We start from the raw sequence: 24,691 nt of genomic DNA, 5'->3' as shown, positions 1-24,691 counted from the left end.
TAATTAACAGAAGTGTGGATACCGTCTTATGGAGCAAAACCCGCAGTCACAGCTTAAGCTACTTGTCACCCGTGGTAAGGAGCAAGGCTATCTGACCTATGCTGAGGTCAATGACCATCTGCCGGAAGATATCGTCGACTCCGATCAGATCGAAGACATCATTCAGATGATTAATGACATGGGTATTCAGGTCGTAGAAGAAGCGCCTGATGCCGATGATCTGATCCTGAATGAGAACAGCTCCGACACTGACGAAGATGCCGCAGAAGCCGCCGCTCAGGTTTTATCCAGTGTTGAATCTGAAATTGGCCGTACCACCGACCCGGTGCGCATGTATATGCGTGAAATGGGTACCGTTGAACTGCTGACGCGCGAAGGCGAAATTGACATCGCTAAGCGCATCGAAGACGGTATCAACCAGGTTCAATGCTCTGTTGCCGAATATCCGGAAGCGATCACCTATCTGCTCGATCAGTACGATCGCGTAGAAGCGGGCGACTCTCGCCTGTCCGATTTAATCATCGGCTTCATCGATCCTAACGCGGAAGAAGATATTGCGCCGACCGCAACTCACGTTGGTTCTGAGTTATCGCAGGAAGATCGCGATGATGATGAAGAAGAAGACGAAGAGGATGATGACAGCTCTGACGATGACAACTCCATCGATCCAGAACTGGCTCGCGAGAAGTTTGGCGACCTGCGTACGCAGTATGAAACCACGCGTACCGTCATCAAAGCCAAAGGCCGCAGCCACGCGGACGCCGTTGCTGAAATCCAAAATCTGTCTGAAGTGTTTAAACAGTTCCGCCTGGTACCGAAGCAATTCGATTACCTGGTAAACAATATGCGTGAAATGATGGAGCGCGTGCGTACGCAAGAGCGCCTGATCATGAAGCTGTGTATTGAACTGTGCAAAATGCCGAAGAAAAACTTCATCACGCTGTTTACCGGCAACGAGACCAGCCCAAGCTGGTTTAAAGCCGCACTGGCCATGAACAAACCATGGTCAGAGAAACTGCTGGAAGTCGAAGATGATGTGATGCGTTCGCTGTACAAACTGCAGCAGATCGAAGAAGAAACCGGCTTGACCATCGAGCAGGTGAAAGACATTAACCGTCGTATGTCTATCGGCGAGGCGAAAGCGCGTCGTGCGAAGAAAGAGATGGTTGAAGCAAACTTACGTCTGGTTATTTCTATCGCGAAGAAATACACCAACCGTGGTCTGCAGTTCCTCGATTTGATTCAGGAAGGCAACATCGGCCTGATGAAAGCGGTTGATAAGTTTGAATACCGTCGTGGTTATAAGTTCTCAACTTACGCCACCTGGTGGATTCGTCAGGCGATTACCCGTTCTATCGCTGACCAGGCGCGCACCATCCGTATTCCGGTGCATATGATTGAGACCATCAACAAACTCAACCGTATTTCGCGTCAGATGCTGCAAGAGATGGGCCGCGAACCGACGCCAGAAGAGCTGGCTGAACGTATGCTGATGCCAGAAGATAAGATCCGCAAAGTGCTGAAAATCGCTAAAGAGCCCATCTCCATGGAGACGCCGATTGGTGACGATGAAGATTCGCATCTGGGCGATTTTATCGAAGACACCACGCTGGAGCTGCCGCTGGATTCCGCTACCTCGGAAAGCCTGCGCTCAGCCACCCACGATGTGTTGGCTGGTTTGACAGCGCGTGAAGCGAAAGTTCTGCGTATGCGTTTCGGTATCGATATGAACACCGACCATACGCTGGAAGAGGTCGGCAAACAGTTTGACGTTACGCGTGAGCGTATTCGTCAGATCGAAGCCAAGGCGCTGCGTAAGCTGCGTCATCCAAGCCGCTCTGAAGTGCTGCGTAGCTTCCTCGACGATTAATCGATGTCGAGACGAAAAACCCCGGCTTGCCGGGGTTTTTTATTGCCATCAGTACGGCGTTAAACCTTTTTCCTGCATCATCTGGCGCGCTTTATCGCTTTGTAAATACTTCACAAACTGCGCCGCCGCTCGCTTTTGCTGCGTGTCACGCGTGATCACCGCGCCATACAGCGTATCCTGCTGCACAGCCTGCGGAATCAGTCCCACTATAGTAATGCCCTGCACCGCTTTTAATTCACTGTTCTGCTGAAAACCCAGTTCCGCTTTGCCCTGAGCGACAGCTTCACCGACCGGCGTTGCCGGGATCACCGCTATTTTTTTTGCGGTTTCAGCACCCAATGCCAGCTTACCCAGCATTTTGGTTTGGATATATTTGCCGCTAGCGCTATCGGACACCGCAATACTCGATGCCTCAGTCAGCGCCTGTTTGAATTTAGCGACGCTGCTGATATCCGGCTGCCCGCTGCCCAGCTTCACCGCCATGGCAATATACGAATGCGCCAGAACCTGATGGCTGTGGCTATCCACCCAATTGGCCTGCTCGAGCGGTTTGATAGCGTAATCAACCATCACTAACACATCGGCGCTATCGTGGCGTTTAAGACGATTGGGAATGGCTTGTGGCGTATCTCCCATGGAAGGCGCCGCTTCCAGCTGAATACTGTTACCGGTTTTTTGCTGATAATCCTGTTTCAGGCTTTCAATCACCGGATACATTCCGCCGGAACTGAACACCTTAAGCGTTGCGGCCTGCACACCGCTTTGTGTCGCCAGCAGTAGCGTTGCCAGCGCAATCATGTGTTTCATCTGCCCTCACCTTTTATTGCCATAAAGGATTGGGTTTAGACAGGTTCGCGGAGGGATACAACGCTCGGACCACACTTAATGGAGCGAGCTCACGCTTTTTTCTGTAACCAATCATGCAGTTGACGATAGGATGCAACCATCTCCTCTAGCGTTGCGCGGTTTAAGCCGCTCGGATTTGGCAGCACCCATAAACGCGTTGCGCCGAAAGTTTGCGGCTGCTCACCCCACTCCACTTTGCGCTGTCGAAACGCTTTCTGGAAAGCCTCTTTCCCCAGTACCGCCAACGCACGCGGCTGATAATGCAGGATCTTTTGCTGTAGCCGCGTGCCGCCGTCGCGCAGCTCATGACCATCAAGCTCATTCGCCTGCACCGTGGGACGCTCAACCAGCATTGTGATACCACAGCCCGTTTCCAGTAGCCGCTGCTCCTGCTCAGGCTTGAGTAGCTCACGCGTAAAACCGGCCTGATAAATCACTTTCCAGAAGCGGTTGCCTGGATGGGCAAAGTGAAAACCGGTGTGCGCCGAAGATTTGCCCGGATTGATGCCGCAAAACAGCACCTGTAAATCGGGGGCGACAATATCGCGAATATCATGCTCGCTCATATCGTCTCCAGACCAGCGCGTTGTTTCACCGAACGGCGGCTCATTGCCAGCAAAGTGCGCGCTTCATCGTCATCGGCGCAGGCTCGTGCCAGCGCCACAGCGCCAACCATTTCTGCCAGCATACTGGTGGCGACCTCATCCGCTTGCGGGTGATGCAACTCCTGCAGCGTCTGTACTAAACGCTGGCGCACCGCTTCACGTCGCTGGGAAAAAAGCGCGCGCGTATCCTCTGGCAAATGTGCCATTTCACTCACCAGCGCGGGCATCGGACAGCCTTCACCCGGCGTGCGGCAATGATGATCCGACAGATAGTTATCTACCAGCTGATTAAGCCGCTGTGCCGGATCCTGAAGCGCGGTGATATCCGCGAAGCGTCGCGCTGAGTCTGTAAACATCTCAGTGATGACGGCTTTCACCAGCTCCTCACGCGAGGCGAAGTGGGCATAAAATCCGCCGTGGGTTAACCCTGCGCGCTTCATCAGGGCCGCCACACCAATGCCTTCCGTCCCGCTCTCGCGCATCGCCACAGAGGCCTCATCCAAAATGCGCTGCCGCGTACGCGCTTTATGGCTCAGCTTTTCCATCTCATTTATCCGCTCATCGTTAGTGACAATCAGTGTAATTATTACGAGCATCATATTCTAGCTTGACGCCGAATATGATGGGCGTCATATTTAACCACGTAAATATGATAACCATCATTTCAAGGAAACCACTATGTCACACCAACTGGCTTTGATCACCGGCGCCTCAAGCGGTATTGGCGCAACCTATGCAAAACAACTGGCAGCACGCGGCGCAAACCTGATCCTGGTGGCGCGCGATGCGGCCAGGCTCAATGCGCTGGCCCAGTCTCTGCGCGATGAGCATGGCGTGGAAGTTAACGTATTGGCCGCAGACCTCACCCATCACGCTGACTTGCAGAAAGTTGACCGTGAAATCCATGAAAATACGCGGATTACGATGCTGGTGAACAATGCCGGTATGACGGTAGAAGGCGAATTTATTGAAGGTGACATTGCCCAGATCCAGACGATGCTGACATTAAATATCACGGCACTGACCCAACTCGCGCACAGTGCTGCGCAGGTATTTCGTGCTCGCCGCAGCGGCACCATTGTGAATATCGCTTCGGTATTAGCGCTGGTGAGTGAATCCGCGAACAGCGCCTATAACGCCAGCAAAGCTTACGTGCTTTCTCTGACGCGCAATATGAACCGTGAGCTTGTCGACAGCGGCGTGCGAGTGCAGGCGGTGCTGCCAGGCTTAACGCGTACCGAAATCTTCGAACGTGCAGGCAAATCTATCAACGATCTTCCGGCGGAGATGCTGATGGAAGTGGATGATTTGGTATCCGCAGCGCTCAGCGGATTAGATGCGGGTGAGTTGGTTACGATTCCGTCAGTAGAGGATATCAGCCTGTGGCAGCGCTACGACGAAGCACGCATTGCCATTTTACCGTATATCTCGCTGAACAAGCCTGCATCGCGCTATTTATCGTAATGGCGGCCTTTTTGCACCAGTTTGGTCTCAAAAAGCGATCAGGGCTGAGTGCTTAATGATCGATAGCGTGTGGGATAATGGATTTTTCTTTTTGAGATCAAAGAGTCAGCCATTGCTGTAATTTTCACCATCCAAATGGCGAACTCTGGATCACCCCATCAAGATACTCTATAATCCCCGCTCCGCTGGCCCCTTAGCTCAGTGGTTAGAGCAGGCGACTCATAATCGCTTGGTCGCTGGTTCAAACCCAGCAGGGGCCACCAAATTTCCCTCTTTTAATCAAGTAGTTACTCAAGAATAACCAAGATTTATTAATTAGATAAACCCCTTGGTGTCGCAAAAGTGTCGCACTGTTTTTAGCATCCTCTTTTGACAGATGCCCCTGCCCCACTCTCAAAGTGCATTTTGGCGTCACGTTTCTAACGGCTAGCAAGGAGAATTTATGGCAGATCCCTTTTCAACTATTTTGACTCAAATCACTAACCTTGTTTCGTTTAAATCATCAATAAGATTACTCATTATAGCGGCCTCAATAATCTTCTGTTGGGTTTACATACAACCGTTAATACTACCATTCAATATTCAAAGTGAACTCAGCACTGCCCTTATTTCGGTTATTGGCTTTGCAATTGGTGCTTTACTTTCATCAGCTTTATTCTTTGTTTACGACTACATTGCAGGAAGCATAAAAAATAAAATCGAAAATAACAAAAAGACAAGAGAGCGCATTCAAGAGGAGTTTAAAAAAGCAGAAGATGATTTTCGTAAAAATGAAATCCTAAAGAGTTCTTTTAATGATTACTCTGCGCAAGCTAAAAAAATATTACTTACTTTGTTAAAAAAAGATTCCACCATACAAATTGATGATTTGTACTCTGATGTTCACAAAAAAGCATTTTTAGGTTTACTGGAAAACAAGCTTGTTATCCCCTTAAACAGAATTGATAAATCAATGACTTTTTGCACTTTAAATCCAACTTTTAGGGAGACAATAAAAACGTTATTTGACAACAAGCATAATGCGGAAGTAGAAGAATTAATATCCTCTCAGGCAGAGGGGTTCGATAAATTGACATCAAAATTCAAAGATGATTCAAACGAAGATAATTTTATATTTGATATTGAGCACTCAGTTTATATAAATAGATATACCTACAGCCCCGTCATTCGTTTTGAAGAGTATGACGAGCATGAGTTTATTGATGATTGTAATATTCAATTCTATATTGAAGAACATTACCTTGAACAACTTATTAAAAATTTAGGGTTTAATTTGCGTGGATATATATTAGGTAAACATAACCCTGAAGGAGTCGCTAAGTAATTAGATAGAAGGTCTCTATCATTCGACTTTTAATTGAAAGCTAATATTCTTTCTAAGAGTGGGATGGCGAAAGTAAAAGTCGCCATTTGCAGCCACCTTAATCACGGTTGTAAAGTCGCGTGTATTTCGGCAGGCTGTCCCAGTGGTTTAGTGCGGCTTTCATGGCTTCATCCTCATTAGAAAAAAGTGCATCGGCCACGGGCAACCAGTTCAGTTTTCCATCCTCCACAGTTTTGTAGCGCACATCCCAGAACTCAGCGCGCAGCCATATTACATAGCGCTGGGATGGCCAGATGTTTTGATTCCAGATCGCGTCATAGGTCAGCTTTTCACCGCGCTCCATGGAGTGAAGCCGAAGGCTTGAAGGGCAACCAAATCCGCGCCGGTCAGATCATCTACGTGAAAACTAAAGGCAAGAAAAACCGCGCGGTGCCGATAACTGAAAAATTACAGGCTGATCTGCCATCAAGCAGGAAAGCACAGGTGCTCTTTGAACCATGCTATTCAGCTTTTAGAAAGGCCATGCAACGAGCTGGCATAGAGACACCTGCTGGGCAGCTTACGCATATTTTGCGCCACACCTTCGCGTCTCATTTCACGATGAATGGCGGCAATATTCTCGTACTTCAGCAGATACTGGGGCATACAGATATAAAGGATACAATGCGGTATGCGCACTTTGCACCGGATCACTTGCCTGAGGCTTTGAGATTTAATCCACTAAGTATTATGGACTGAAGAAGATGTTAATGGATAAAACAAAGTACAAATACAGTTTGCATGAAATTCTTTGTCTAAAGACTTATGCAGAAGCATTTGAAGCTTATCGAGTTGATGACTATGACAAAGAAATTACAGAATGGGCTGAGAGAGAAATAATAGAGGGGAATGGTTCAGAAACCATTTTGATTCTCGCCTCTCTTAATTTAGATAAAAAACCGGATCCTTATGAGGTAAAACATTACCTTTCAGCTTATATGCGCCAAGAGGGTATTTTCTTGCCTAATCTTAACGAAAGCTCTGTTGTATGGTTAAGAATTAAAACTTGGTTTTTACTTCATATTGAATCTATTGACGAAATCGAACTCAGATTACACCAAATACCTTCGTTCCCATTGGGTCCTGATTCTCTTTTGTCCAGCAAAATAACTTGGCGATACTATCATTTATACGAAGAATTGTTTGAAGATTGGGGACCAGATTATCCCTCCAAAGCGTCTAAAATGAGCGAGCCAGAAATAATTAACTACGTAAGGGACAGATTAAAACCGTTTTATCGAATCCTTACCAATAAAGATTGGATTGACTTATTATCTGGTAACTATCGTAATTCTCCTAAGATACGTAAACAGGAAATAAATTGATGGGCGTTGAATTTCATATAACAAGAGCAGAGTTTTGGGCTGAGAACGATGATAATCAAATCAGTTCTGATGAATGGTTCAATATCATAAATAGCGATCCCGAACTTAGTCTTTCCCCAAGAAATGGAGAGTTTAATGCCATATGGAATGGGGGTGGTTCGGACGGAGAAGACTGGCTTGATTGGTCTGAAGGTAACATTTATACCAAATGGCCACCAACTCCCCTCTACCGGAAAATGCTCCAAATATCTCACAAGCTGAACGCGAAAGTAATGGATGACGATGGCACGATATATGAAACTCCAGACGCTTGGCAATACAATCCAAAAAGCTGTGTAGCCACGGCTTCAGTTGATACTACAAATGGGAGAAAAATGGCAGAAGAGCGTAACGCTATTCAATGCTTCCTATCGCTGTTCGGACTAAAGAAAAGATAAAAAAGAGTGATTTACTGTTCTCACTCGCGTCGAATTGGGGTTGATAATCGCTTGGTCGCTGGTTCAAACCCAGCAGGGGCCACCAAATTTTACCTTTAAAATCATATCAATAAGCCACCTTGCATGAGGTGGCTTTTTTGTTTTTAAGCATCAGCGGCGCTCGAGATTTTCATCTTAAGCGCTGGAAAGTGTACGCAATTCCTCACTTAATCATTAAGAACTAGACAACAGATGTGTCATTTTGTAAACATGTAGATTCAGATGTTGGGACAACTACAGGGAATGCACTGTGATTTACGACTGTTTCTTATATTATGATGAAGATATGCTATTAGATATTAGGCTCAATACTCTTAATGATGTCGTAGATCGCTTTGTGATTGTGGAATCAACCCATACATTCACCGGGAAGCCTAAAAAGTTAAATTTTGATATTAATAAGTTTGAAAAATTTAAAGATAAAATAATTTATGTGATCTTTAATGAACGGCCTATATTTAAGCAGGAACACGCAGACCAATATGATGCATGGGCGAATGAAGCCGCGACTAGAAATGCAATCATGCGGGGTTTAAAAGATGCTGGTGACACTGATCTTATTTTAATTTCTGATGTTGATGAAATATTCAAGCCAGAAATTATTAAGGAAATAAATCCTAAGCAGCTATGTACAATACTGCATATGCCTTTTTATAATTATCAATTTAACCTTCAGGTTTTCAATCCTGATGGTTCTGCACGTCAATGCAGACTGCCACGCGCAACCAGCATGCGCAACTTACGAGATCATTTTGATAGCAAGCCAGAAACCTTCAGGAACATCAAAAAATCAGGTTTATTTGACGATTTTATTGCCAGAAATTGGTTTAAATTTCGTAGCAAGGTTATCAAAGATGCTGGCTGGCACTTTTCATGGATTATGACACCAGAAAGAATTTCTGAGAAAATGTCGTCAATTTCACATACCGAATATGATCTGCCGCATTTAAACAATAAAGAGCACATCATTAAATCTTTAATCGATGGAAAGGATTTGTGGAATAGAGATAGAAATCTCGTCAAACAAAACCTATCAGATGACAAGTTTCCAGCGTATTTGGTTTCGAATAAAGATAAATATAAAGAGTTTATTCTATAATGGTTTTAGATAATTCATAACACCAAAAAATAATAATATTAAAATCATATCAAAAAGCCACCTCGCTCAAGGTGGCTTTTTGTTTACTCAATCCAAAATAAACTGGCGTGCAATGATTCAATCGCGCTCCATCTCACTCACCTGCCACCTTACAGAGCTCACGCCTTTCTCGAGGCTGATGCGGCTTACCAGACTTTCCAGCTGATCGGTCAGTGTGGGATTCCCCATCACCTCCGCATTGACTTCCATGCGATGCGGCGGATCCAGGTCTTCGCTGTGCAGCGATTGCAGGCGCAGACCGCTGCCGCCCAATGTATGCAGCATCAGGCTGCGTACCTGTACTTCATCCTGCGCGAGACAGATGATTTGTACTTTGTAGTGCTGGATAGCCTCGGCAGCGGAGACAATGGTTTGGCGATTGATGCCAAGCGCCAACTCACGCAACAGGATATTGGCGCAAAGGATCACCATGCAGCCAATCGCGGCTTCGAGCAGTAATCCCATGCTGCACAGTACGCCAATCGCGGCGGTGCACCACAAGGTCGCGGCGGTATTCAACCCGCGAATGTTTAGGCCATCACGCATGATCACGCCGCCGCCCAGGAAGCCGATACCTGAGACCACATAAGCGGCAACGCGTGAGGCATCGCTAGCAATGCCTGGCACGCTTTGCGTCATCAAAACAAACAGGCAAGCGCCGGTGCTCACCAGCGCATTAGTGCGTAAACCGGTCATGCGCTGGCGGAGCTGGCGCTCACAGCCAATTAATGCGCCCAACACCAGCGCGACGGTAACGCGCAGTAAAAAGATTTTCCAATCCATAATAGACCTCACTCCGCCGTGCTTTTGCCTGCGGAACAACGGGGTTAATAATTGGATTACAGCTAGAGCCGTTACCGCTGTGGATCAGCAGCAAAACGCTAATGAGAAAGGGAGATTCTGGAAGGAAGTCCGCTGTCTTAACGCGCGGTTAAGACAGCGTGATAGCTATCTTACCGCAAAGGCCTGTTGTAATCGTTCGGGACAAGTGTCCAATGTCGTGATCCTCTTGGGTAAAAATTCGCCGCGATTTTAAAGCGCTCGCCGCCGCGTTGCCAACCGCAAAATCCACTTTGTTTAAGTTGGGTTATGAAAATGCCAGCCCGCCACGGCTAATTTAGCGTCCCGTCATCAACCAGTGGCTTAGCGTGCCGGCGTTGGCATAACCGTTAATAATGGCGGCATAGCTATCGAAACGGTTACTGACTTCATTAACCTGATTGTTATAGAGATCGCTTTCTGCAGTCAACACATCCAGTAATGAACGACGACCTAAGTGATACCACTGATCAAAAAAGTCTTTACGGATGCGATCGGATTCCACAATCAGGTTTTTATACAGTGCGGCACGTTCTGCGGTGGAATGTGCGTTCTGATTGGCCGTCCGCACGCGGTTTTCCAACTCACGCCGCTGTTCCTGCACCTGCTCGCGATTCGCTTCGGCACGCTTAATGGCGGCAATTTCCTGTGCGGTGGTTGAGCCGCCACGGAATAAACCCCAGCTAACGTTCAAACCGGTTTGCCAGGCTTGCTGACGGCCTAACTGATCTTCACGCGTGTTTTTACTGACCGTCCAGTTGAGCTTCGGCAAGCCCGAGGCTTTGATGGCTTCGGCTTCCTTAAAAGCCGCACGTTCTTCAGCGCTGGCGCGCAAGATCAGCGGATGCCCATCCAGACTCGAAAGCTGGCGATTTACGTCCGCAAAGGGAAGCGCCCACTTGTCGCTGGCCGGCAGAATTACCCGGCTATCGCCCAATAGACGATGCAGAGTGATCTCTACATCACGCGCGCGTGATTCCGCGTTTTCCAGATAGCTCTGCGCCTGCAGTAGCCGTCCTTTTGCCTGTGTGAGTTCACTGCGGCGGCCCGCATCCAACTGAACAATGCCGTTGAGCATTTTGGTCAGTTCTGCCATGCGCGCCAGATATTGCTTGCTGATGGCGATAACGTGCTGCTGTTTATCCCATTCAATCAATGCATTACTTACCTGCATGGCGAGCTCTTCGCGCTGAGCCTGAACCGTTTGCCGCGCAGACGTAACACGTTCCTGACGGCTTTCAATGGTGCTGCGGGTTTGGCCAAAATCGTACAAATTGGTTGCGACTGACAAGCCTAAAGAGGGGGTACTGTCCTGATATTGATAGTTTTTAACGCCGTTACCAAACTCTTTAGTGGCTGATGAGGCCGTAACGTCCACCTGCGGCCAACGCTGCCCCTTCGCATCTTCGACGTTGGCTTCGGCCGCCTCGCCCTGCGCCATATACGCCTTCAACGTCGGACTCATGCTCCAGCTAATACGCGCAGCGGCAAGGAATTTTTGGCGCAGCTCACTCGCTGCGACCGTTTCATTCTCCGGTCCGCTCAGGCTCACCCGAGCCCCCTCCTGCGAGATATCGCTGGATTCCGCCATCACATTCACTGCGGGAGTCAATAAGGCGGCGATACAAACCGCGCACACGGAGAAGTAACGCACTATTGCACGGTGCATCGTATTCTTTATTTTCATCATTTTAACGCTCGCGGAATGCTTCTTTAGCCTTCAGAACTGGCTTCAACAGATAATCGAGAATGGTTTTCTCACCGGTGCGGATCTCGACGGTGGCGATCATGCCTGGAATGATCGGCAGATCTTTATTGCCGGCGTGCAGCGTGCTTTTATCCGTCAGGATCAGAACGCGATAGTAGGTATCATCCGGGCGGCCACTGGCGGCTTTTTGCTCGTCTTTCAACGTATCAGGGCTGATGTACTCCACATGCCCATCAAGCCCGCCGTAAATGGCAAAGTCGTAGGCGGTAATCTTCACCTTGGCCGGTAAACCGGGATGGAGAAATGCCACGTCAGACGGACGGATTTTTCCTTCAACCAGCAGCTGTTCTTCCAATGGAACGATTTCGAGGATGTGTTCGCCCGGCTGGATCACGCCGCCGATGGTGTTAACGCGCACATTTTTCACCGTGCCGCGCACGGGCGCAGTCAGGGTGGTTCGCTCTACCACATCGGCGCGCCCCACCAGGTTTTCACTGACCTGGCTCAGCTCTAGCTCCAGCCGCGTCAGCTCTGCATGCGCTTCAGATTGATAGCGATTGCGACGCTCAACGATTTGCGCCTGGATGTCATTCGCCTGGCGCTGCATGCGCAGCAGCTCGACTTCAGACAACAGCCCTTTTGCAGCCAGCGGCTCCGCCAGGTGAATCTCGCGCAGAGATAAGGCGTAACTACGCTGCAGCGAGGTAATGCTGTCATTAAGCGCGCGCTTGCGCGATTCGTAGGCCTGGGTCTCTTGCGCAACGATGGCAGGATCGCTCTTCACCTGCTCATCAAACGCCAGCGGCAGCGAATAAGCCTCGGCGCGCAAACGCGCAATGCTGCCCTTCAGACCCACCACTTTACTCAGGACTTCGCGGTAGCTGGACTGCGCGCGAGTGGGATCGATCTTCAGTAATACATCACCGCGATTTACCACCGAACCTTCATGTACGTTCATCTCCGCCAGAATGCCGCCTTCAAGGCTTTGAATCACCTGTTCGCGGCTGCGCGAGATGACTTTGCCATCGCCTTTGGTAATCTCTTCAACCCGGGCGAAGTTGGCCCAGAGAAGCCCTATACCTAACACCGCAATAATCAGCCACATCACCAGCCTGGAACCGGGTGTGGTTTGCGACAGCAGTGAAGCCTGCACATCGTTCATAAACTCAGCGTCAGCAGCAGACAGAGGCTTGACGCGGTTACGCCATGGCAGCAACTTGCTCATACGGCTGCCTCCTGCCCGGCGGCCACCGGCGTGGAAGGCGTTAGCGCCTGGCGCGGCTGCGCTTTATTTTTCCCCTCCAGCGTGGCCAGCACCCGATCTTTGGGACCGTCCGCGACCACTTTTCCCTCTTCCACCACGATGATGCGATCGACCAGCGCCAAAATGGAGGGACGATGTGTCACCACAATCAACGTATGTCCTTCGCTGGCGTGGCGGAGATGCGTAAGAAACTGATTTTCAGTCATGCTATCCATGGCGCTGGTTGGCTCATCCATCAGCACAATTTTGGGACGCGTTAACAAGGTGCGCGCTAGCGAAACCAGCTGTCGCTGCCCGCCGGATAATCCTTCTCCGCCCTCGCCCACCATCAGGTTGATACCGCTCGGATGGCGCGCAGCCACCTGATCCAGGCCGGTAAGTTTTAGTACGCGCAGCAGCTCATTGGCGGTGGCATCCGGGCGGCCAATCATCACATTTTCACGCAGCGTGCCGTAAAACAGACGCGCATCCTGGCTAACAAACCCGACGGCTTTGCGCCAGTCCGCCGGATCGATCTGGTTAACGTCCAGGCCATCCGCCGCCAGCTGGCCTTTAATCGGCTGATAAAGCCGCGCCATCACACGTAACAAGGTAGATTTACCGCTGCCAATACGGCCAAGAATGGCGACGCGTTCACCCGCGTTAATGCTCAGCGAGATGTCCTGCAAAATCTCTGGATTGGGCTTCATTGGCGGAGCCGGATAAGAGAAGCTCACATTGCGCAGTGAGATCGCACCGCTCAGAGGGGGATCGGTCAGATAGGTTTTGCTGCTGTCGCGATCGACAGGCATCTCCATTAATTTGTTCAAGGACATCATCGCGGCTTTCGCCTGTTGATAGCGCACCGCCAGACCCACCACCTGCCCCAGCGGACCGGTTGCACGGCTGGCTAGCATCACGGTGGCGATCATGGCCCCCATGGTAAACGTGCCGGCATTAATCAGATAGACGCCCGCCACCACCAGCATCACCGTCTGAAACTGTTGCAGGAACGTCACCACGCCGGTTGCCAGCGTCGAATAGCGTTTAGATCTCATGGCGTTGGCTGATTGCAGCGCGCTGAAATTTTCCCAGCGACGCTGCATATGCGCTTCGCCGCCCACCGCTTTAAGCGTCTCCATGCCCTCGATCGATTCGATCAGCACGCCCTGCTTCAATGAGGCATCGCGCAAGTTCTCTTTCATGATGCGCGCCAGCGGCCACTGGATCGCAGCGCTGACGATGATGATCATCGGGATCATCATCAGCGGAATGATGGCCAGCGGACCGCTAATAAAGAAGATCACGCCAACAAACATCAGGATGAAGGGTAAATCGGAGATAGCCGCGAGTGTTGCTGAGGCCACAAAATCGCGTACGGATTCATATTCGCGAATCTGGTTAGCAAAGGTGCCCGACGATGCCGGCTTATGCTCCATCTGAATCGACAGAGCCTGACGAAACAGCATACTGCCCAGCACCAAATCGGCCTTCTTACCGGCCATATCCAGCAGGTGCGCGCGCACAAAGCGCGTTATCGCTTCGAAGATCATCGCAATCGTGACGCCAATCGCCAGCGACCACAGCGTAACGAACGCCTGGTTGGGGACTACGCGATCGTAGACATTCATGGTGAAGAAAATACTGGAGAGCGCCAGCACATTGATTAATACCGCGGCGATCGCGGCACTGCGATAGTAGCGGCGATAGCGCCACAGCGTGGTAAACAGCCAATGTCCTTTGACCTCCGGCAGCATGGCACTGGCGCGCTCGTCCAGTACCGCTGCCGGTTTGGCCAGCACGGCAAAGCCGGCATAGATCTCATTGAGCTCCGCGAGTGTCATCTCCACGGCTTTTTCGCTGACATCTGGCATCACCAGCTGGAAGCGCAGCTCGCGTTGATTCTCCGCATTGGTCTGTATTCGGCGCGAAAGCACAATGCAGCCGCCGTAGCCTTTGCGCAGCAAAATCATCGGCATTAACGGCTCTGGCAGCTCTTGCAGGCGGCGTTCGACCATGCCGCCCGTGATGCCGGCGTTTTCCAGCGCAGTCATGGCCTGCGAGGGGCTAAGAAATGTCGCTTTGGGCAAACCCGCCACCAGCGCATCTTCACTTTTTTCACGGTTGTAATGTTTGCAGATCCACGCCACGCTTTTTAACAGCGTGTCATCTACGGTGGTTTCTATTCGAGCAACAGAACGCGCATCCCGCTCCACAGCATCCTGCTTCTGGTCGACCATTTCCCGACTCCTGTAAACCTGACAAAAAAACGGCGGGCACATTGCCCACCGTTTCATCTGTTTGAAGGGGCAAAATTTTGACAGATGTCAGGTTTCAGAAAGTCTAAGGCTTGTCTCAAAGGGATATAACGATTTGTTTAACATTGGGAAGATGGCGTTTTGCAGGGTGAAAACCGGGGGCTGTTGATGCTCCTCATCTGCGTGTTATCTTACTGACTCGCTTGATAGCAATCGGAAAATAGCAATGGCAAAACAGCGCGTAGGTATCGTATTTGGTGGCAAATCGGCCGAACATGAAGTGTCGTTACAATCAGCCAAAAATATCCTTGAAGCCATTGATAAGAATAAATATGAAGTGGTGTTACTGGGGATTGATAAACAGGGCGAATGGCATCTGAATGATGCGTCGGGTTTTTTACTCAACGCTGAAAATCCGGCGTTGATTGCCCTCAATCGGTCTGGCGAAAATATCGCGCTGGTACCCGGCAGCGCCTCGCAGCAGCTGATAACACGCCAGCAGGCGCAGCCGCTGTCACAGCTGGATGTGATTTTCCCCATCGTACACGGCACGCTGGGTGAAGATGGCTCGCTGCAAGGTCTACTGCGCATGGCTAATCTGCCGTTTGTCGGTTCAGATGTACTGGGTTCCGCCGTGAGCATGGATAAAGATTTTACCAAACGTCTGTTGCGCGATGCCGGACTCAATGTCGCGCCGTGGCTGAGCGTTACGCAGGCACAGCGCGCCAAGGTCGATGCTCAAGCGGTGATCGCGCGCTTTGGCCTGCCGCTGTTTATCAAACCCGCTAACCAGGGCTCGTCGGTGGGCGTGAGTAAAGTTGATAGCCTGGAACAGTTTGATGCAGCGCTGGATCTCGCCTTTACTTTCGATCGCAAGGTGTTGATTGAGCAAGGCATTAAAGGTCGTGAGATTGAGTGTGCGGTGCTGGGTAATGATACGCCGGAAGCCAGTCCGTGCGGCGAAGTGGTGGTACACGATGCATTCTACTCGTATGACACCAAGTACATCAGTGAAAGCGGTGCCCACGTGGAGGTGCCGGCGGCAATCAGCGATCAAGAAAGTGATGCCATTCGCGCAGTGGCGATAACTGCTTTCCAGGCGCTGGAGTGTTTCGGTATGGCGCGCGTCGATGTGTTCCTGACGGATGCCGGGGAGATTATTGTCAATGAGGTGAATACGTTACCGGGTTTCACCAATATCAGCATGTATCCGAAGCTCTGGCAGGCAGCAGGCTTGAGCTACAGCGATTTAATATCGCGTCTGATCGTGCTGGCGCAGCAGCGCCATCAGCTCACCAGCCAGCTTAAAAGCAGCGTGTAACCGGCATGGACGTGGCTCAGGCCACGTCCATGATATTGCGCGGCTCCGTCGCCGGTGAGGTTTGATTGCGGCCGTTGCGCTTGGCGAGGTAGAGATTCTTATCCGCTGCCGATACTAAGCGGTTGATAACCGCCGGCCATTCCCGTTCGCTCTGGGCGCTGCCGCGCGCCAGACCTAAACTGGCCGTCACCGTTACCGTGTTGCCCTGAATCCAGAACTTCTCCTTCACCATAGCCTGACGCACGGTTTCGGCCAGCTGATACAGCTGGCTGTGATTGCAGTCAAATACCACCACCACAAATTCTTCGCCGCCGAAACGACACACCAGACCACGATTGCCAACCACCTGCTGAATACGGCGCGCAATCTCCTCCAGCACACTGTCGCCAGCATCGTGGCCGAAGTTGTCATTAATCGCTTTGAAATAGTCGACATCCAGCAACACGACCCCCGCTTCGCGCTGCAGTGAAAAGGGTTCATTCTTCAGGCTTTCATACAGGCCGGAACGGGAGAGCAATTGGGTGAGGAAATCATAATTAGCGCGCAGTGAAAGACGGTGATTGAGCTGCCTGATCGCATCCATACTCACCGCCACCAGCAACGGGCTGATCGCAACGGTGGCAACGCCAAGGCGTGCTGAGGTGAGATGGCTAATGGGCAGCAGCGCATCGTCGCCCTGAATATTCATAACGCCATGCGAAACCAAGACGATCTCGGTGATCCCTGTGATCAGAATAACCAGGCTGGTCAGCGGAATCGGCAACACAATGGCGCACCAGATCAGCGCCGGTACCGGAAAGGTCAGGCTGCCGGCACCACCAATTAATGCCCCAACGATCAACGACACAATGACCGCCGCCAGCGGCAGCAGTTTGCCGGGATGCAGTAAGGTGCGCGGCGCTACCGTGCGCAGCGGGCGCGCCAGCATCACCGGGAGCAACATCAGTGAAGTCGAAAACTGCTCGCTAAACCAGTCGCCCCACGCCACGATAAAGCGCGCGTTGAAGTCGACATCCTGCGCCCAGGCACCCCAGGTGGCGCAGGCCGCCGCGCCGAGGAAACAGGCAGGAAAAATGCGCATGGCATTAAACACCTGGCTATGCGCCGAAGGGCGCTGCAGATGTTTGATCAGCATGCTGACCGCCACGAGAATAAACAAAATATTGGCGAAATTGACGGTGAACGCTGGCAACGCCCAGCCGGAAAATACCATGTCGTTAAAGACCATGGCACTGAAACACACCAGATAACTCGAGGTGGTGTGCAAAAACGGGTTACGCACCATTAAACCGGCCACCAACGCATTTACCGGCCAGAACAGTGAAAACTCTTCGGGGATGCGTAAATGGCTACCGATAAAACAGAAAAACAACGTAATGAAGAACAGCGTGAGAGCATTCTTTTTTAAATTATTCTCTTCAAACAGCATAACGCGCATACGTCTGAATCCTGTAACCTGGAAATCGCTGCCATCAGCCATGGGCATCAGCAAGCATTAAACCTGAAATAACCGTGCGATGATTCGGTAATTAAGCAAGTGTTCGTCATCCTACTCTGCGGCTGGATGGCGCTCAATCTGCCATGAAAGCAGGATAGGGGCCAGGTGGTATTGCGGTAACGTCAGAGAAAAAGGATGCAACTGTGGCAATTATGCCCTGTAAATAAAAAAATCGGATATCCGAGATATCCGATTTTAGGGTGAAAAAATGACTTTCCCGCCGAGGATTGTTGCTATTTAACCGCAACGGGCCACTGGCTTAGCCGAATGCCACGTTCAGGGGCGCTTTCACCAAAATCCTGTAATACCGCTTTTACATCCGGATCCATATATTCGGCATTATCGTGTTCGACAATCACTACGCTATTTTCCGGAATCTCCGCCAGTAATCCCTGCAATTTGGGATTATGCATAAAAGTGAGGTTTTGCTGGAAGCGCAATACATAGTGATCGTCATAACGCGTGAGCTGCAAAGCATTACGATGACTTTTATAGATGCTGCAAAGGACCTGGGTGGCGATGCCAATCCCAATCCCCGCGAGCATGCCAAATACGATAATGCCGCCGATGGTGGCAAGGAAAGGCACATATTGCTGCGCGCCCATGCGCATCTGTTCAATGAACAGACGCGGCGTCGCCAGCTTATAACCGGTGTAAAGCAACACGGCTGCCAGGCTGGCAAGAGGGATGGCGTTTAGCAGATGGCTAAACCACAGGCCGCAAATCAGCAGCAGCACACCATGAATCAGAATGGAGAGCTTGGTTTGTGCGCCCGAGCTGACGTTCACCGAGCTACGCACAATCACCGCGGTAATGGGCATCGCACCAAGAAAACCGGCAGTGAGATTACCAATGCCCTGCGCAAACATCTCTTTATTCGGTGACGGCGCAGGATGCTGTGGGCGCAGCTTTTTCAGTGCTTCCTGACTCAGCAAGGTTTCAAGGCTCGCCACTAATGCCAGCGTTAGCGCCACCATCCACACGGAAGAATTTTGCCATGCCTGCCAGTCTGGCGTTTCAAGCTCTGCCGCCAGCGCGGATAGGCTATCGAATGCGGGCAGCGCAATACGCGGTAAATCTTCGGCCAGTGCGGGAAAAAGGCGATCGCCAAACACCGTCGCGACACAACCTATCAGCACGGCGACCAGCGGCCCGGGGATCCAGTTCAGCGCTTTAACTGATTTGATCAGCGGCGTGGTCCACAGCCATAAAATAGTCAGACCCGTGCCAGCCACCAGCATTGCACTGGCTGAGAACGCAAACTCGCCATTCACCAGCGAGATCAGCTCCACATCACCCTTTGCGCCAAAGGCCACAGGGATTTGCTGCATGATCAGTAAAATACCAATCGCTGCCAGCATGCCTTTAATCACACTTCCCGGAACCAATGAGATGAAGCGCCCGGCACGTAACACCCCCAACACACACTGCAGCACGCCCGCTAAAATCAGCGCGGTGAGAAAGGCAGAAAAGCTGCCCAGCGTGGCGATGGATGCTACCACAATGGTGACTAATCCAGCGGCAGGTCCACTCACCGCAAAGCGGGATGGGCTGAGCGCAGTGACCAGCAATCCACCGATTACGCCGGTAAGTAAACCCGCAAACGGCGGCAGTCCGCTGGCTTGCGCGATACCAAGACAGAGCGGCAGCGCAACCAGAAATACCACTAAACCCGCGGGAATATCCTGACGAAGGGTGCTCAGATTCATGGCGTAAATTCCTCTGCAGATTGCTGGATTAACTCTTTCAAATGGCCGGATTGCAAATCGTAGACGCAGCCAAAAACGTCCAACGCTTGTCCGGCTTGCCACGCCTGCCGAACCGGCTCGCTGGCCACGAGCTGCGCATATTGTGCCAGCACATTGGCTTCCACCAACCTGTTGAGCCTGGTACCCTCTTCTCCGGCATCGCTGGCGTGATACTCCACCAGCCCTTGCTGTAAACTCCTGCGCAGTGCAGCGATACGCCGCGCCAATGCCGAGTTCTCTGTGGCCAGCGGGCTGGCAGGTAAGCCCAGGGCAGCCTGCACGCCGCCACAGCCGTAATGGCCACATAGCACGATGCGCTGCACGCCCAGATAGAAAATGGCGTACTGCATAACACTCATCAGATTATCGTCATCCGGTACCACCATATTGGCGATATTACGGTGCACAAACAGTTCGCCCGGGTGCGAACCGGTGAGCACTTCCGCCGGCACGCGACTATCTGAACAGCCAATCCACAACGAGTGTGGTTTTTGCTGATGCAGGTATTTTTCGAAGTAATCGGGATTGCGCTCGCGGCGCTGCAAAGCCCAACTGCGATTTTTCGCTAATAAGGGTTTCAGTGTCGTCACAATAATCTTCTCTCTACGTTTAAAATATCGCTTTCAGGCAAATAGCGTCGCTATTAAACGCGGCTATGGAGAATAATTGAGGACGAAAGCAGAACTTCCTCACAGAAATTGTTTATAGACGCTTAAGCATGGCGTTGCATCATGAATATTTTCATGGATGACAAATCCAGACTATTTGTAAAATAAAATTCAGCAAACGTATGTAGAGAGTAAATTTACGCAAGCATCAGGAAAAAGAGAGCGTGAAGTAAAAACGCGGCACAACAAAGCATTAAGCACCTAACTTATTAATATATTCTTAATACCATTACAAAAATATACACGCAATTGCGGCAAGCCTTTAGCCGAGGTGGGAAATTTAAACCATTCGGGCTGGGAAGATTCCTAATTATAAAATTTATGATTAGAACGATTCACTGCTTTTATATTAATTCAGCGCTATTTTTCACTCAGTTCATACGAATAATTAAGCAAGAGATCAGGAATATAATGAGGAGAATAATAGTTTCGCAGAAAAGTAAATAAAGGTGGATCTAAAAAAGACGTTAACGCGCCTGCATTAGCAGGCGCTATTTCGCTTGACGAATTATTTACCGTTCCAGGCTTTCATACGCGCATCGCGCACCTGTAACTGCTGTTCCGGGGAGAGTTTGTTGTAATTCTCTGCCATACCGCTTTCCCAATCGCCATACAGTGGATTCGGCAGCACGATAAATTGCGTACCAAAATGCTGATGGTTAAGGCTGACGAATTGCTGACGCTGGGCATTCCCCTGATGCCAGGTGGCACCACCGAAGTCGTTCAGGTTGTCACCCACATACAACACCACGTTGTAACCCGCATTTTTCACCGCGTCGAAGCGCTCTTGCTTATTAGAATTACCGCTGCTTAAGCGCACGGTTTTGTCGTTCACGCCGGAAAAGCCCAACCTGGTGAGGTTCTCAACGGTCGCGGCATAATCCTTCCGATCGCGATTAGAGATATAAAACATGGTGCCGCCATGGCTGTTCACGTAATTGGCAAATTCCACCGCGCCCGGCACCGCCGTAGCCTGGCGCGCCTGGGTCCACGCTGACCAGGTTTTAGCGGAGAAGGGCTGCCCATTTTTCGCCTGCCACGCGCTATAAGCGCTGTTATCGATCATCGTTTCATCCAGATCGACGATCACCGCTTTCGGTTTTCCTGCCAGGGAGGGCGCCTGATCAAACGCCATGCGCGCGGTGTTAAATGCTTGCCAGCTCAATGCCTGATATTCGCCGGATTGCTGGAACCAGTTCACCGCCAGCACGGATTGCTGGCCGAGCTGCTGTTGGGCCTGCTGTTTTGACGGCTGGGCACAGCCCGCCAGGGCCAGCACGATGAAGCCAGACGCGGCCAGCCAGGTGGTGTTTTTCATCATTTCATCCTTAAGTGATTATGGTCAGTTTTTGTAAAGCTTTAAAAATGTAGCAGTTAACGTAAGCTGTGGGCAGCAGAATACGGCATTCAGGTTATAGGAGACACTTATGGTTCAGCACCTGCACCGCGGTCCACGTTCAGCGCTGTTAGAGGGCCTTACGTGGCTGGAATATGCGTTCCAGCCGGCGGGCCAACCGGCTCCGGCCAATGCGGCGTACGGTCAGCAGCGTCACAGCGCCAACGTGGTGCTGGCGAGTCAAAACCAGCCGCCGAAAAGTTGTGAATCTGATGGAGTGATTGGCGAACATCATCTGCCGGTCGCGGTATATACCGCCGATTGTTTACCGGTATTGTTTGCCGATCCGCAACAGCAGCAGGTTGCAGCGGTGCATGCAGGGCTGAAAGGTACGCTAGGTGGCGTATTAAATAACGCCGTGGATCGTTTGCTGGAACGGGGTGCCAGCCGCGAAACACTGCGTGTCGCTATCGGCCCAGCCATTGGTCCCTGCTGTTATGAACTGGGCAACGATCTTGTCACACAGATGCGGGATCGTAGCGATCTGCCACCGCTACAGTGGTCTACGCAGCAGCCACACAACGCGCAGGCAATTCGCCCACAGGCGCGTGCGCAGCAGCAAGGGATTTGGTTTGATCTGCCACATCTGGCTCGGAGTTTACTGTTACAGCGCGGTATTCAGGCGGAACATATTGAGGTCGTGAAGGTTTGTACTTACTGTATGGCGGAGCCGGGATCCAGCTATCGCTATAACACCCATTTTGCCAGCGGCTATCAGTCGCGCTTCTCGTGGATCCGTACCCGCGGCTAGCGGCTTCACGTCCTTGTGAAGCCGGTCGGTCAGTGAATCACTGCATTAAGGGCCAGCACGCCCGCCAAACCGAGAATCGAGATCAGCGTTTCCATTACCGTCCAGGTCTTCAGGGTTTCCACCACGCTCAGGTTGAAGTAGCCCTTAAACAGCCAGAAGCCGGGATCGTTAACGTGCGATGCGATAACACTGCCGGAGCCCACAGCCAGCACCATCAGTGCGGGATCGGCATGTGTCGCAGCGATAATCGGCGTGACGATACCAGCGGTGGTGATAGCAGCCACCGTGGCCGAGCCCAGCGCCACGCGCAGCATGGCGGCCACCGTCCAGCACATCAACAGCGGCGACAGTGATGATCCCTTCATCATATCGGCAATATAGTTACCCACGCCGCTGTCCACCAACACCTGTTTGAATGCGCCACCGCCGGCGATGATAAAGATGATCATGGCGATGGCAGCAATCGACTCGCCGCACATATCCATCACTTCTTCCATCTTCCGGCCATTACGCAAACCGAGGGTCAGCACCGCAATCACCACCGCAATAAACAGCGCCACCGCCGGGTTGCCGATGAACTCGAAGAACTGGCGCAACGCGTTTTCTTTTGGCGTGGTCAATTCAAAAACAGCGGCAATCGCCATCAGCACCACCGGAATAACGGCGGCAAAGATGCTGATACCGAAGCCCGGCATCTCCTCTTCGGTGAAGATTTTCGGGTTATACAGACCTTCTGGCGGCGACTTCTCAAAGCTCTTGAGGAATTTGGAGAACACCGGCCCGGCAATGATCACCGTCGGAATGGTGATGATCATGCCGTACAGCAGGGTGGTACCGAGATTGGCGCCAAAGATGGTGGCTATCGCCGTTGGACCCGGATGCGGTGGCAGGAAGCAGTGAGTCACCGACAACGCTGCAACCATCGGCACGCCGACGTACAACAGCGGTAAGCCCGCCGCCGCCACAATGGTGAACACCAGCGGCAGCAGCAGCACGAAGCCGACTTCATAGAACATGGCTAAACCGACAATCAGTCCGGTGACCACCAGCGCCCATTGCAGCCGCTCTTTACCGAAGGCAGCGATGAGCGTGGTGGCAACGCGCTGTGCCGCACCGGTATCGGAAACCAGCCGGCCGAGCATGGCACCAAAGCCGAGAATCATCGCTAATCCGCCCAGCGTCGAACCGATACCTTTTTGAATGGAGGCCATCACATTGAGTGGCGTCATGCCTTCGGCAATACCCACCACCGCCGACACAAACACCAACGCAATGAAGCCGTTGACCTTAAATACAATCATCAACACCAGCAGCAGTATCACACCCAGCACAATGATAGTGATTGGCATTTTTTATTATCCTTAGGAATACAGAGGGGTGATTAAGGTTTAGGCGCGAGCTGACGATAATGCCAGCCGCGCCCCCGGCATCACACGGCGACGCGCATGCCACCATCAACGAACAGCAGATGTCCATTAACGAAGTTTGATGCCCCCGAAGCCAGGAACACCGCCGCGCCAATCAGCTCTTCTGGCTTGCCCCAGCGCGCAGCAGGCGTACGCTTGGTTAGCCAGCCGGTAAAGGCGGGATCGTCCGCCAGCGCCTGCGTCATCTCGGTAACGAAATAACCCGGCGCGATGGCGTTTACCTGAATGTTGTGACGCGCTAACTCCACGCACATTCCACGCGTCAGCATGGTGACCGCCCCTTTTGAGGCCGCATAAGGCGTGATGGTGTCGCGTCCTAATTCGCTCTGCATCGAACCAATGTTGATGATTTTACCCTGCTGACGCGCCACCATTTTTTTTGCCACGGTTTGCGAAACCAGAAAGACCGCTGTCTGATTTACGGCGATGACGTCATTCCAGTCCTGCTCCGGGAATTCGAGGAAGGGGCGACGGCGCTGGATGCCCGCATTGTTTACCAGTACATCAATTGCACCCCACTCGGCTTCAATCTCCTCAACCGCCTGCTTAACCTGCGCTGATTGCGTCACGTCGAACGCTTTGGCATGCGCACGCAGTCCGCGCTCACGCAGCTGTGCCGCGCCCTTCTCAGCACCTTCACGGGTTGTGGCATTGATGATCACTTCGGCACCGGCTTCCGCCAGGCCTTGCGCCAGTAAAAATCCAATGCCACGCGCCGAACCGGTGAGCAGCACACGCTTACCTTCCAGGGAAAATAACTGACTCAT

General features: G+C 51.4%; 21 protein-coding genes, 1 tRNA gene and 2 pseudogenes. 10 read left to right on the top strand and 14 right to left on the bottom strand.

Going from position 1 to position 24,691, the window contains the following annotated elements; all coding sequences use genetic code 11:
- Nucleotides 1–28: 28 nt before the first annotated feature.
- Nucleotides 29–1,870 (top strand): RNA polymerase sigma factor RpoD, encoded by a 1,842-nt coding sequence (gene rpoD, locus CRO19_RS11815; RefSeq protein ID WP_097095968.1) that lies wholly within the window; start codon nt 29–31, stop codon nt 1,868–1,870.
- Between the two features lie 48 nt (nt 1,871–1,918).
- On the opposite strand, the gene CRO19_RS11810 is transcribed toward rpoD, so the two are convergent.
- The 3 genes from CRO19_RS11810 to CRO19_RS11800 form a co-directional block, all read right to left on the bottom strand.
- A complete protein-coding gene (locus CRO19_RS11810) occupies nt 1,919–2,677 on the bottom strand; it encodes a substrate-binding domain-containing protein (protein ID WP_097095967.1) in 759 nt (252 codons plus the stop codon).
- An 89-nt stretch (nt 2,678–2,766) separates the two neighbouring features.
- Nucleotides 2,767–3,282 (bottom strand): G/U mismatch-specific DNA glycosylase, encoded by a 516-nt coding sequence (gene mug / locus CRO19_RS11805; RefSeq protein ID WP_097095966.1) that lies wholly within the window; start codon nt 3,280–3,282, stop codon nt 2,767–2,769.
- Entirely contained in the window at nt 3,279–3,866 is a 588-nt protein-coding gene (locus CRO19_RS11800) for a TetR/AcrR family transcriptional regulator (RefSeq protein ID WP_097095965.1), read from the bottom strand. Before CRO19_RS11800 ends, mug begins: the two co-directional genes overlap by 4 nt.
- A 133-nt stretch (nt 3,867–3,999) precedes the next feature.
- Here CRO19_RS11800 and CRO19_RS11795 point away from each other — a divergent pair, with 133 nt between their 5' ends.
- The 3 genes from CRO19_RS11795 to CRO19_RS11785 all read left to right on the top strand — a co-directional run bounded on the left by CRO19_RS11795 (nt 4,000) and on the right by CRO19_RS11785 (nt 6,109).
- On the top strand, nt 4,000–4,785 hold the full coding sequence (locus tag CRO19_RS11795) for an SDR family NAD(P)-dependent oxidoreductase (protein WP_097095964.1): 786 nt from the start codon (nt 4,000–4,002) through the stop codon (nt 4,783–4,785).
- A 187-nt stretch (nt 4,786–4,972) separates the two neighbouring features.
- Nucleotides 4,973–5,048, top strand: a tRNA-Ile gene (locus CRO19_RS11790).
- Nucleotides 5,049–5,227: 179 nt separating this feature from the next.
- Nucleotides 5,228–6,109 carry a hypothetical protein gene (locus CRO19_RS11785; protein WP_097095963.1) on the top strand — a complete coding sequence of 294 codons (882 nt, stop codon included), beginning with the start codon at nt 5,228–5,230 and terminating at the stop codon, nt 6,107–6,109.
- A 97-nt stretch (nt 6,110–6,206) separates the two neighbouring features.
- On the opposite strand, the gene CRO19_RS26095 is transcribed toward CRO19_RS11785, so the two are convergent.
- Nucleotides 6,207–6,452 carry a hypothetical protein gene (locus tag CRO19_RS26095; protein ID WP_097095962.1) on the bottom strand — a complete coding sequence of 82 codons (246 nt, stop codon included), beginning with the start codon at nt 6,450–6,452 and terminating at the stop codon, nt 6,207–6,209.
- Between CRO19_RS26095 and CRO19_RS11775 the strand changes: the two are divergent.
- From CRO19_RS11775 to CRO19_RS11760, 4 genes and pseudogenes are all read left to right on the top strand, one after another.
- Nucleotides 6,395–6,847, top strand: a pseudogene (locus tag CRO19_RS11775) (tyrosine-type recombinase/integrase); the annotation flags it as partial. The gene CRO19_RS26095 and the pseudogene CRO19_RS11775 sit on opposite strands and share 58 nt — an antisense overlap.
- Nucleotides 6,848–6,858: 11 nt before the next feature.
- Nucleotides 6,859–7,473 carry a hypothetical protein gene (locus CRO19_RS11770; RefSeq protein WP_320204477.1) on the top strand — a complete coding sequence of 205 codons (615 nt, stop codon included), beginning with the start codon at nt 6,859–6,861 and terminating at the stop codon, nt 7,471–7,473.
- The gene (locus tag CRO19_RS11765) at nt 7,473–7,910 is read left to right on the top strand and encodes a hypothetical protein (RefSeq protein WP_320204476.1); all 438 of its coding nucleotides are present in this window, start codon (nt 7,473–7,475) and stop codon (nt 7,908–7,910) included. Before CRO19_RS11770 ends, CRO19_RS11765 begins: the two co-directional genes overlap by 1 nt.
- Nucleotides 7,911–8,169: 259 nt before the next feature.
- A pseudogene (locus CRO19_RS11760) lies at nt 8,170–9,048 on the top strand (glycosyltransferase family 17 protein); the annotation flags it as partial.
- A 117-nt stretch (nt 9,049–9,165) separates the two neighbouring features.
- Here the strand turns inward: CRO19_RS11760 and CRO19_RS11755 are convergent.
- The 4 genes from CRO19_RS11755 to CRO19_RS11740 all read right to left on the bottom strand — a co-directional run bounded on the left by CRO19_RS11755 (nt 9,166) and on the right by CRO19_RS11740 (nt 15,097).
- Entirely contained in the window at nt 9,166–9,870 is a 705-nt protein-coding gene (locus CRO19_RS11755) for an MgtC/SapB family protein (RefSeq protein ID WP_097095959.1), read from the bottom strand.
- A gap of 334 nt (nt 9,871–10,204) precedes the next feature.
- Entirely contained in the window at nt 10,205–11,575 is a 1,371-nt protein-coding gene (locus CRO19_RS11750) for a TolC family protein (protein ID WP_320204475.1), read from the bottom strand.
- Between the two features lie 22 nt (nt 11,576–11,597).
- A complete protein-coding gene (locus CRO19_RS11745) occupies nt 11,598–12,839 on the bottom strand; it encodes an HlyD family type I secretion periplasmic adaptor subunit (RefSeq protein WP_097095957.1) in 1,242 nt (413 codons plus the stop codon).
- A complete protein-coding gene (locus CRO19_RS11740) occupies nt 12,836–15,097 on the bottom strand; it encodes a type I secretion system permease/ATPase (RefSeq protein ID WP_097095956.1) in 2,262 nt (753 codons plus the stop codon). Before CRO19_RS11740 ends, CRO19_RS11745 begins: the two co-directional genes overlap by 4 nt.
- Before the next feature lie 244 nt (nt 15,098–15,341).
- Between CRO19_RS11740 and ddlA the strand changes: the two genes are divergently transcribed.
- Nucleotides 15,342–16,436, top strand: coding sequence for a D-alanine--D-alanine ligase (gene ddlA, locus CRO19_RS11735; protein WP_097095955.1), 1,095 nt, complete (start codon nt 15,342–15,344; stop codon nt 16,434–16,436).
- Nucleotides 16,437–16,452: 16 nt separating this feature from the next.
- On the opposite strand, the gene CRO19_RS11730 is transcribed toward ddlA, so the two are convergent.
- The 4 genes from CRO19_RS11730 to CRO19_RS11715 form a co-directional block, all read right to left on the bottom strand.
- Nucleotides 16,453–17,874: a GGDEF domain-containing protein gene (locus CRO19_RS11730; RefSeq protein WP_097095954.1), complete on the bottom strand. Its 1,422-nt coding sequence runs from the start codon at nt 17,872–17,874 to the stop codon at nt 16,453–16,455.
- 293 nt (nt 17,875–18,167) lie between these two features.
- Nucleotides 18,168–19,637, bottom strand: coding sequence for a SulP family inorganic anion transporter (locus CRO19_RS11725; RefSeq protein ID WP_097097646.1), 1,470 nt, complete (start codon nt 19,635–19,637; stop codon nt 18,168–18,170).
- Nucleotides 19,638–19,639: 2 nt separating this feature from the next.
- Nucleotides 19,640–20,278 carry a carbonic anhydrase gene (locus CRO19_RS11720; RefSeq protein ID WP_097095953.1) on the bottom strand — a complete coding sequence of 213 codons (639 nt, stop codon included), beginning with the start codon at nt 20,276–20,278 and terminating at the stop codon, nt 19,640–19,642.
- Between the two features lie 580 nt (nt 20,279–20,858).
- Nucleotides 20,859–21,668, bottom strand: coding sequence for a 5'-nucleotidase, lipoprotein e(P4) family (locus CRO19_RS11715; RefSeq protein ID WP_097095952.1), 810 nt, complete (start codon nt 21,666–21,668; stop codon nt 20,859–20,861).
- Nucleotides 21,669–21,777: 109 nt separating this feature from the next.
- Here CRO19_RS11715 and CRO19_RS11710 point away from each other — a divergent pair, with 109 nt between their 5' ends.
- Nucleotides 21,778–22,497, top strand: a complete 720-nt coding sequence (locus CRO19_RS11710; RefSeq protein ID WP_097095951.1) for a purine nucleoside phosphorylase YfiH/LACC1 family protein — start codon at nt 21,778–21,780, stop codon at nt 22,495–22,497.
- A 29-nt stretch (nt 22,498–22,526) separates the two neighbouring features.
- Here the strand turns inward: CRO19_RS11710 and CRO19_RS11705 are convergent, their stop codons facing one another.
- A complete protein-coding gene (locus CRO19_RS11705) occupies nt 22,527–23,846 on the bottom strand; it encodes a gluconate:H+ symporter (protein WP_064738443.1) in 1,320 nt (439 codons plus the stop codon).
- 80 nt (nt 23,847–23,926) lie between these two features.
- On the bottom strand, nt 23,927–24,691 hold the full coding sequence (gene idnO, locus CRO19_RS11700) for a gluconate 5-dehydrogenase (RefSeq protein ID WP_097095950.1): 765 nt from the start codon (nt 24,689–24,691) through the stop codon (nt 23,927–23,929).

The sequence above is a fragment of the Candidatus Pantoea floridensis genome (assembly GCF_900215435.1).
Classification (GTDB): Bacteria; Pseudomonadota; Gammaproteobacteria; order Enterobacterales; family Enterobacteriaceae; genus Pantoea; species Pantoea floridensis.
The sequence above is the reverse complement of the archived record's forward strand: the minus strand, read 5'-3'. Positions and strand labels throughout refer to the sequence as shown.

What these genes read in the sequence shown, in the direction of transcription:
- rpoD (WP_097095968.1), top strand. Translation starts at nt 29, where the DNA reads ATGGAGCAAAACCCGCAGTCACAGCTTAAGCTACTTGTCACCCGTGGT.
- CRO19_RS11810 (WP_097095967.1), bottom strand. Translation starts at nt 2,677, where the DNA reads ATGAAACACATGATTGCGCTGGCAACGCTACTGCTGGCGACACAAAGC.
- mug (WP_097095966.1), bottom strand. Translation starts at nt 3,282, where the DNA reads ATGAGCGAGCATGATATTCGCGATATTGTCGCCCCCGATTTACAGGTG.
- CRO19_RS11800 (WP_097095965.1), bottom strand. Translation starts at nt 3,866, where the DNA reads ATGGAAAAGCTGAGCCATAAAGCGCGTACGCGGCAGCGCATTTTGGAT.
- CRO19_RS11795 (WP_097095964.1), top strand. Translation starts at nt 4,000, where the DNA reads ATGTCACACCAACTGGCTTTGATCACCGGCGCCTCAAGCGGTATTGGC.
- CRO19_RS11785 (WP_097095963.1), top strand. Translation starts at nt 5,228, where the DNA reads ATGGCAGATCCCTTTTCAACTATTTTGACTCAAATCACTAACCTTGTT.
- CRO19_RS26095 (WP_097095962.1), bottom strand. Translation starts at nt 6,452, where the DNA reads ATGGAGCGCGGTGAAAAGCTGACCTATGACGCGATCTGGAATCAAAAC.
- CRO19_RS11770 (WP_320204477.1), top strand. Translation starts at nt 6,859, where the DNA reads ATGGATAAAACAAAGTACAAATACAGTTTGCATGAAATTCTTTGTCTA.
- CRO19_RS11765 (WP_320204476.1), top strand. Translation starts at nt 7,473, where the DNA reads ATGGGCGTTGAATTTCATATAACAAGAGCAGAGTTTTGGGCTGAGAAC.
- CRO19_RS11755 (WP_097095959.1), bottom strand. Translation starts at nt 9,870, where the DNA reads ATGGATTGGAAAATCTTTTTACTGCGCGTTACCGTCGCGCTGGTGTTG.
- CRO19_RS11750 (WP_320204475.1), bottom strand. Translation starts at nt 11,575, where the DNA reads ATGCACCGTGCAATAGTGCGTTACTTCTCCGTGTGCGCGGTTTGTATC.
- CRO19_RS11745 (WP_097095957.1), bottom strand. Translation starts at nt 12,839, where the DNA reads ATGAGCAAGTTGCTGCCATGGCGTAACCGCGTCAAGCCTCTGTCTGCT.
- CRO19_RS11740 (WP_097095956.1), bottom strand. Translation starts at nt 15,097, where the DNA reads ATGGTCGACCAGAAGCAGGATGCTGTGGAGCGGGATGCGCGTTCTGTT.
- ddlA (WP_097095955.1), top strand. Translation starts at nt 15,342, where the DNA reads ATGGCAAAACAGCGCGTAGGTATCGTATTTGGTGGCAAATCGGCCGAA.
- CRO19_RS11730 (WP_097095954.1), bottom strand. Translation starts at nt 17,874, where the DNA reads ATGCGCGTTATGCTGTTTGAAGAGAATAATTTAAAAAAGAATGCTCTC.
- CRO19_RS11715 (WP_097095952.1), bottom strand. Translation starts at nt 21,668, where the DNA reads ATGAAAAACACCACCTGGCTGGCCGCGTCTGGCTTCATCGTGCTGGCC.
- CRO19_RS11710 (WP_097095951.1), top strand. Translation starts at nt 21,778, where the DNA reads ATGGTTCAGCACCTGCACCGCGGTCCACGTTCAGCGCTGTTAGAGGGC.
- CRO19_RS11705 (WP_064738443.1), bottom strand. Translation starts at nt 23,846, where the DNA reads ATGCCAATCACTATCATTGTGCTGGGTGTGATACTGCTGCTGGTGTTG.
- idnO (WP_097095950.1), bottom strand. Translation starts at nt 24,691, where the DNA reads ATGAGTCAGTTATTTTCCCTGGAAGGTAAGCGTGTGCTGCTCACCGGT.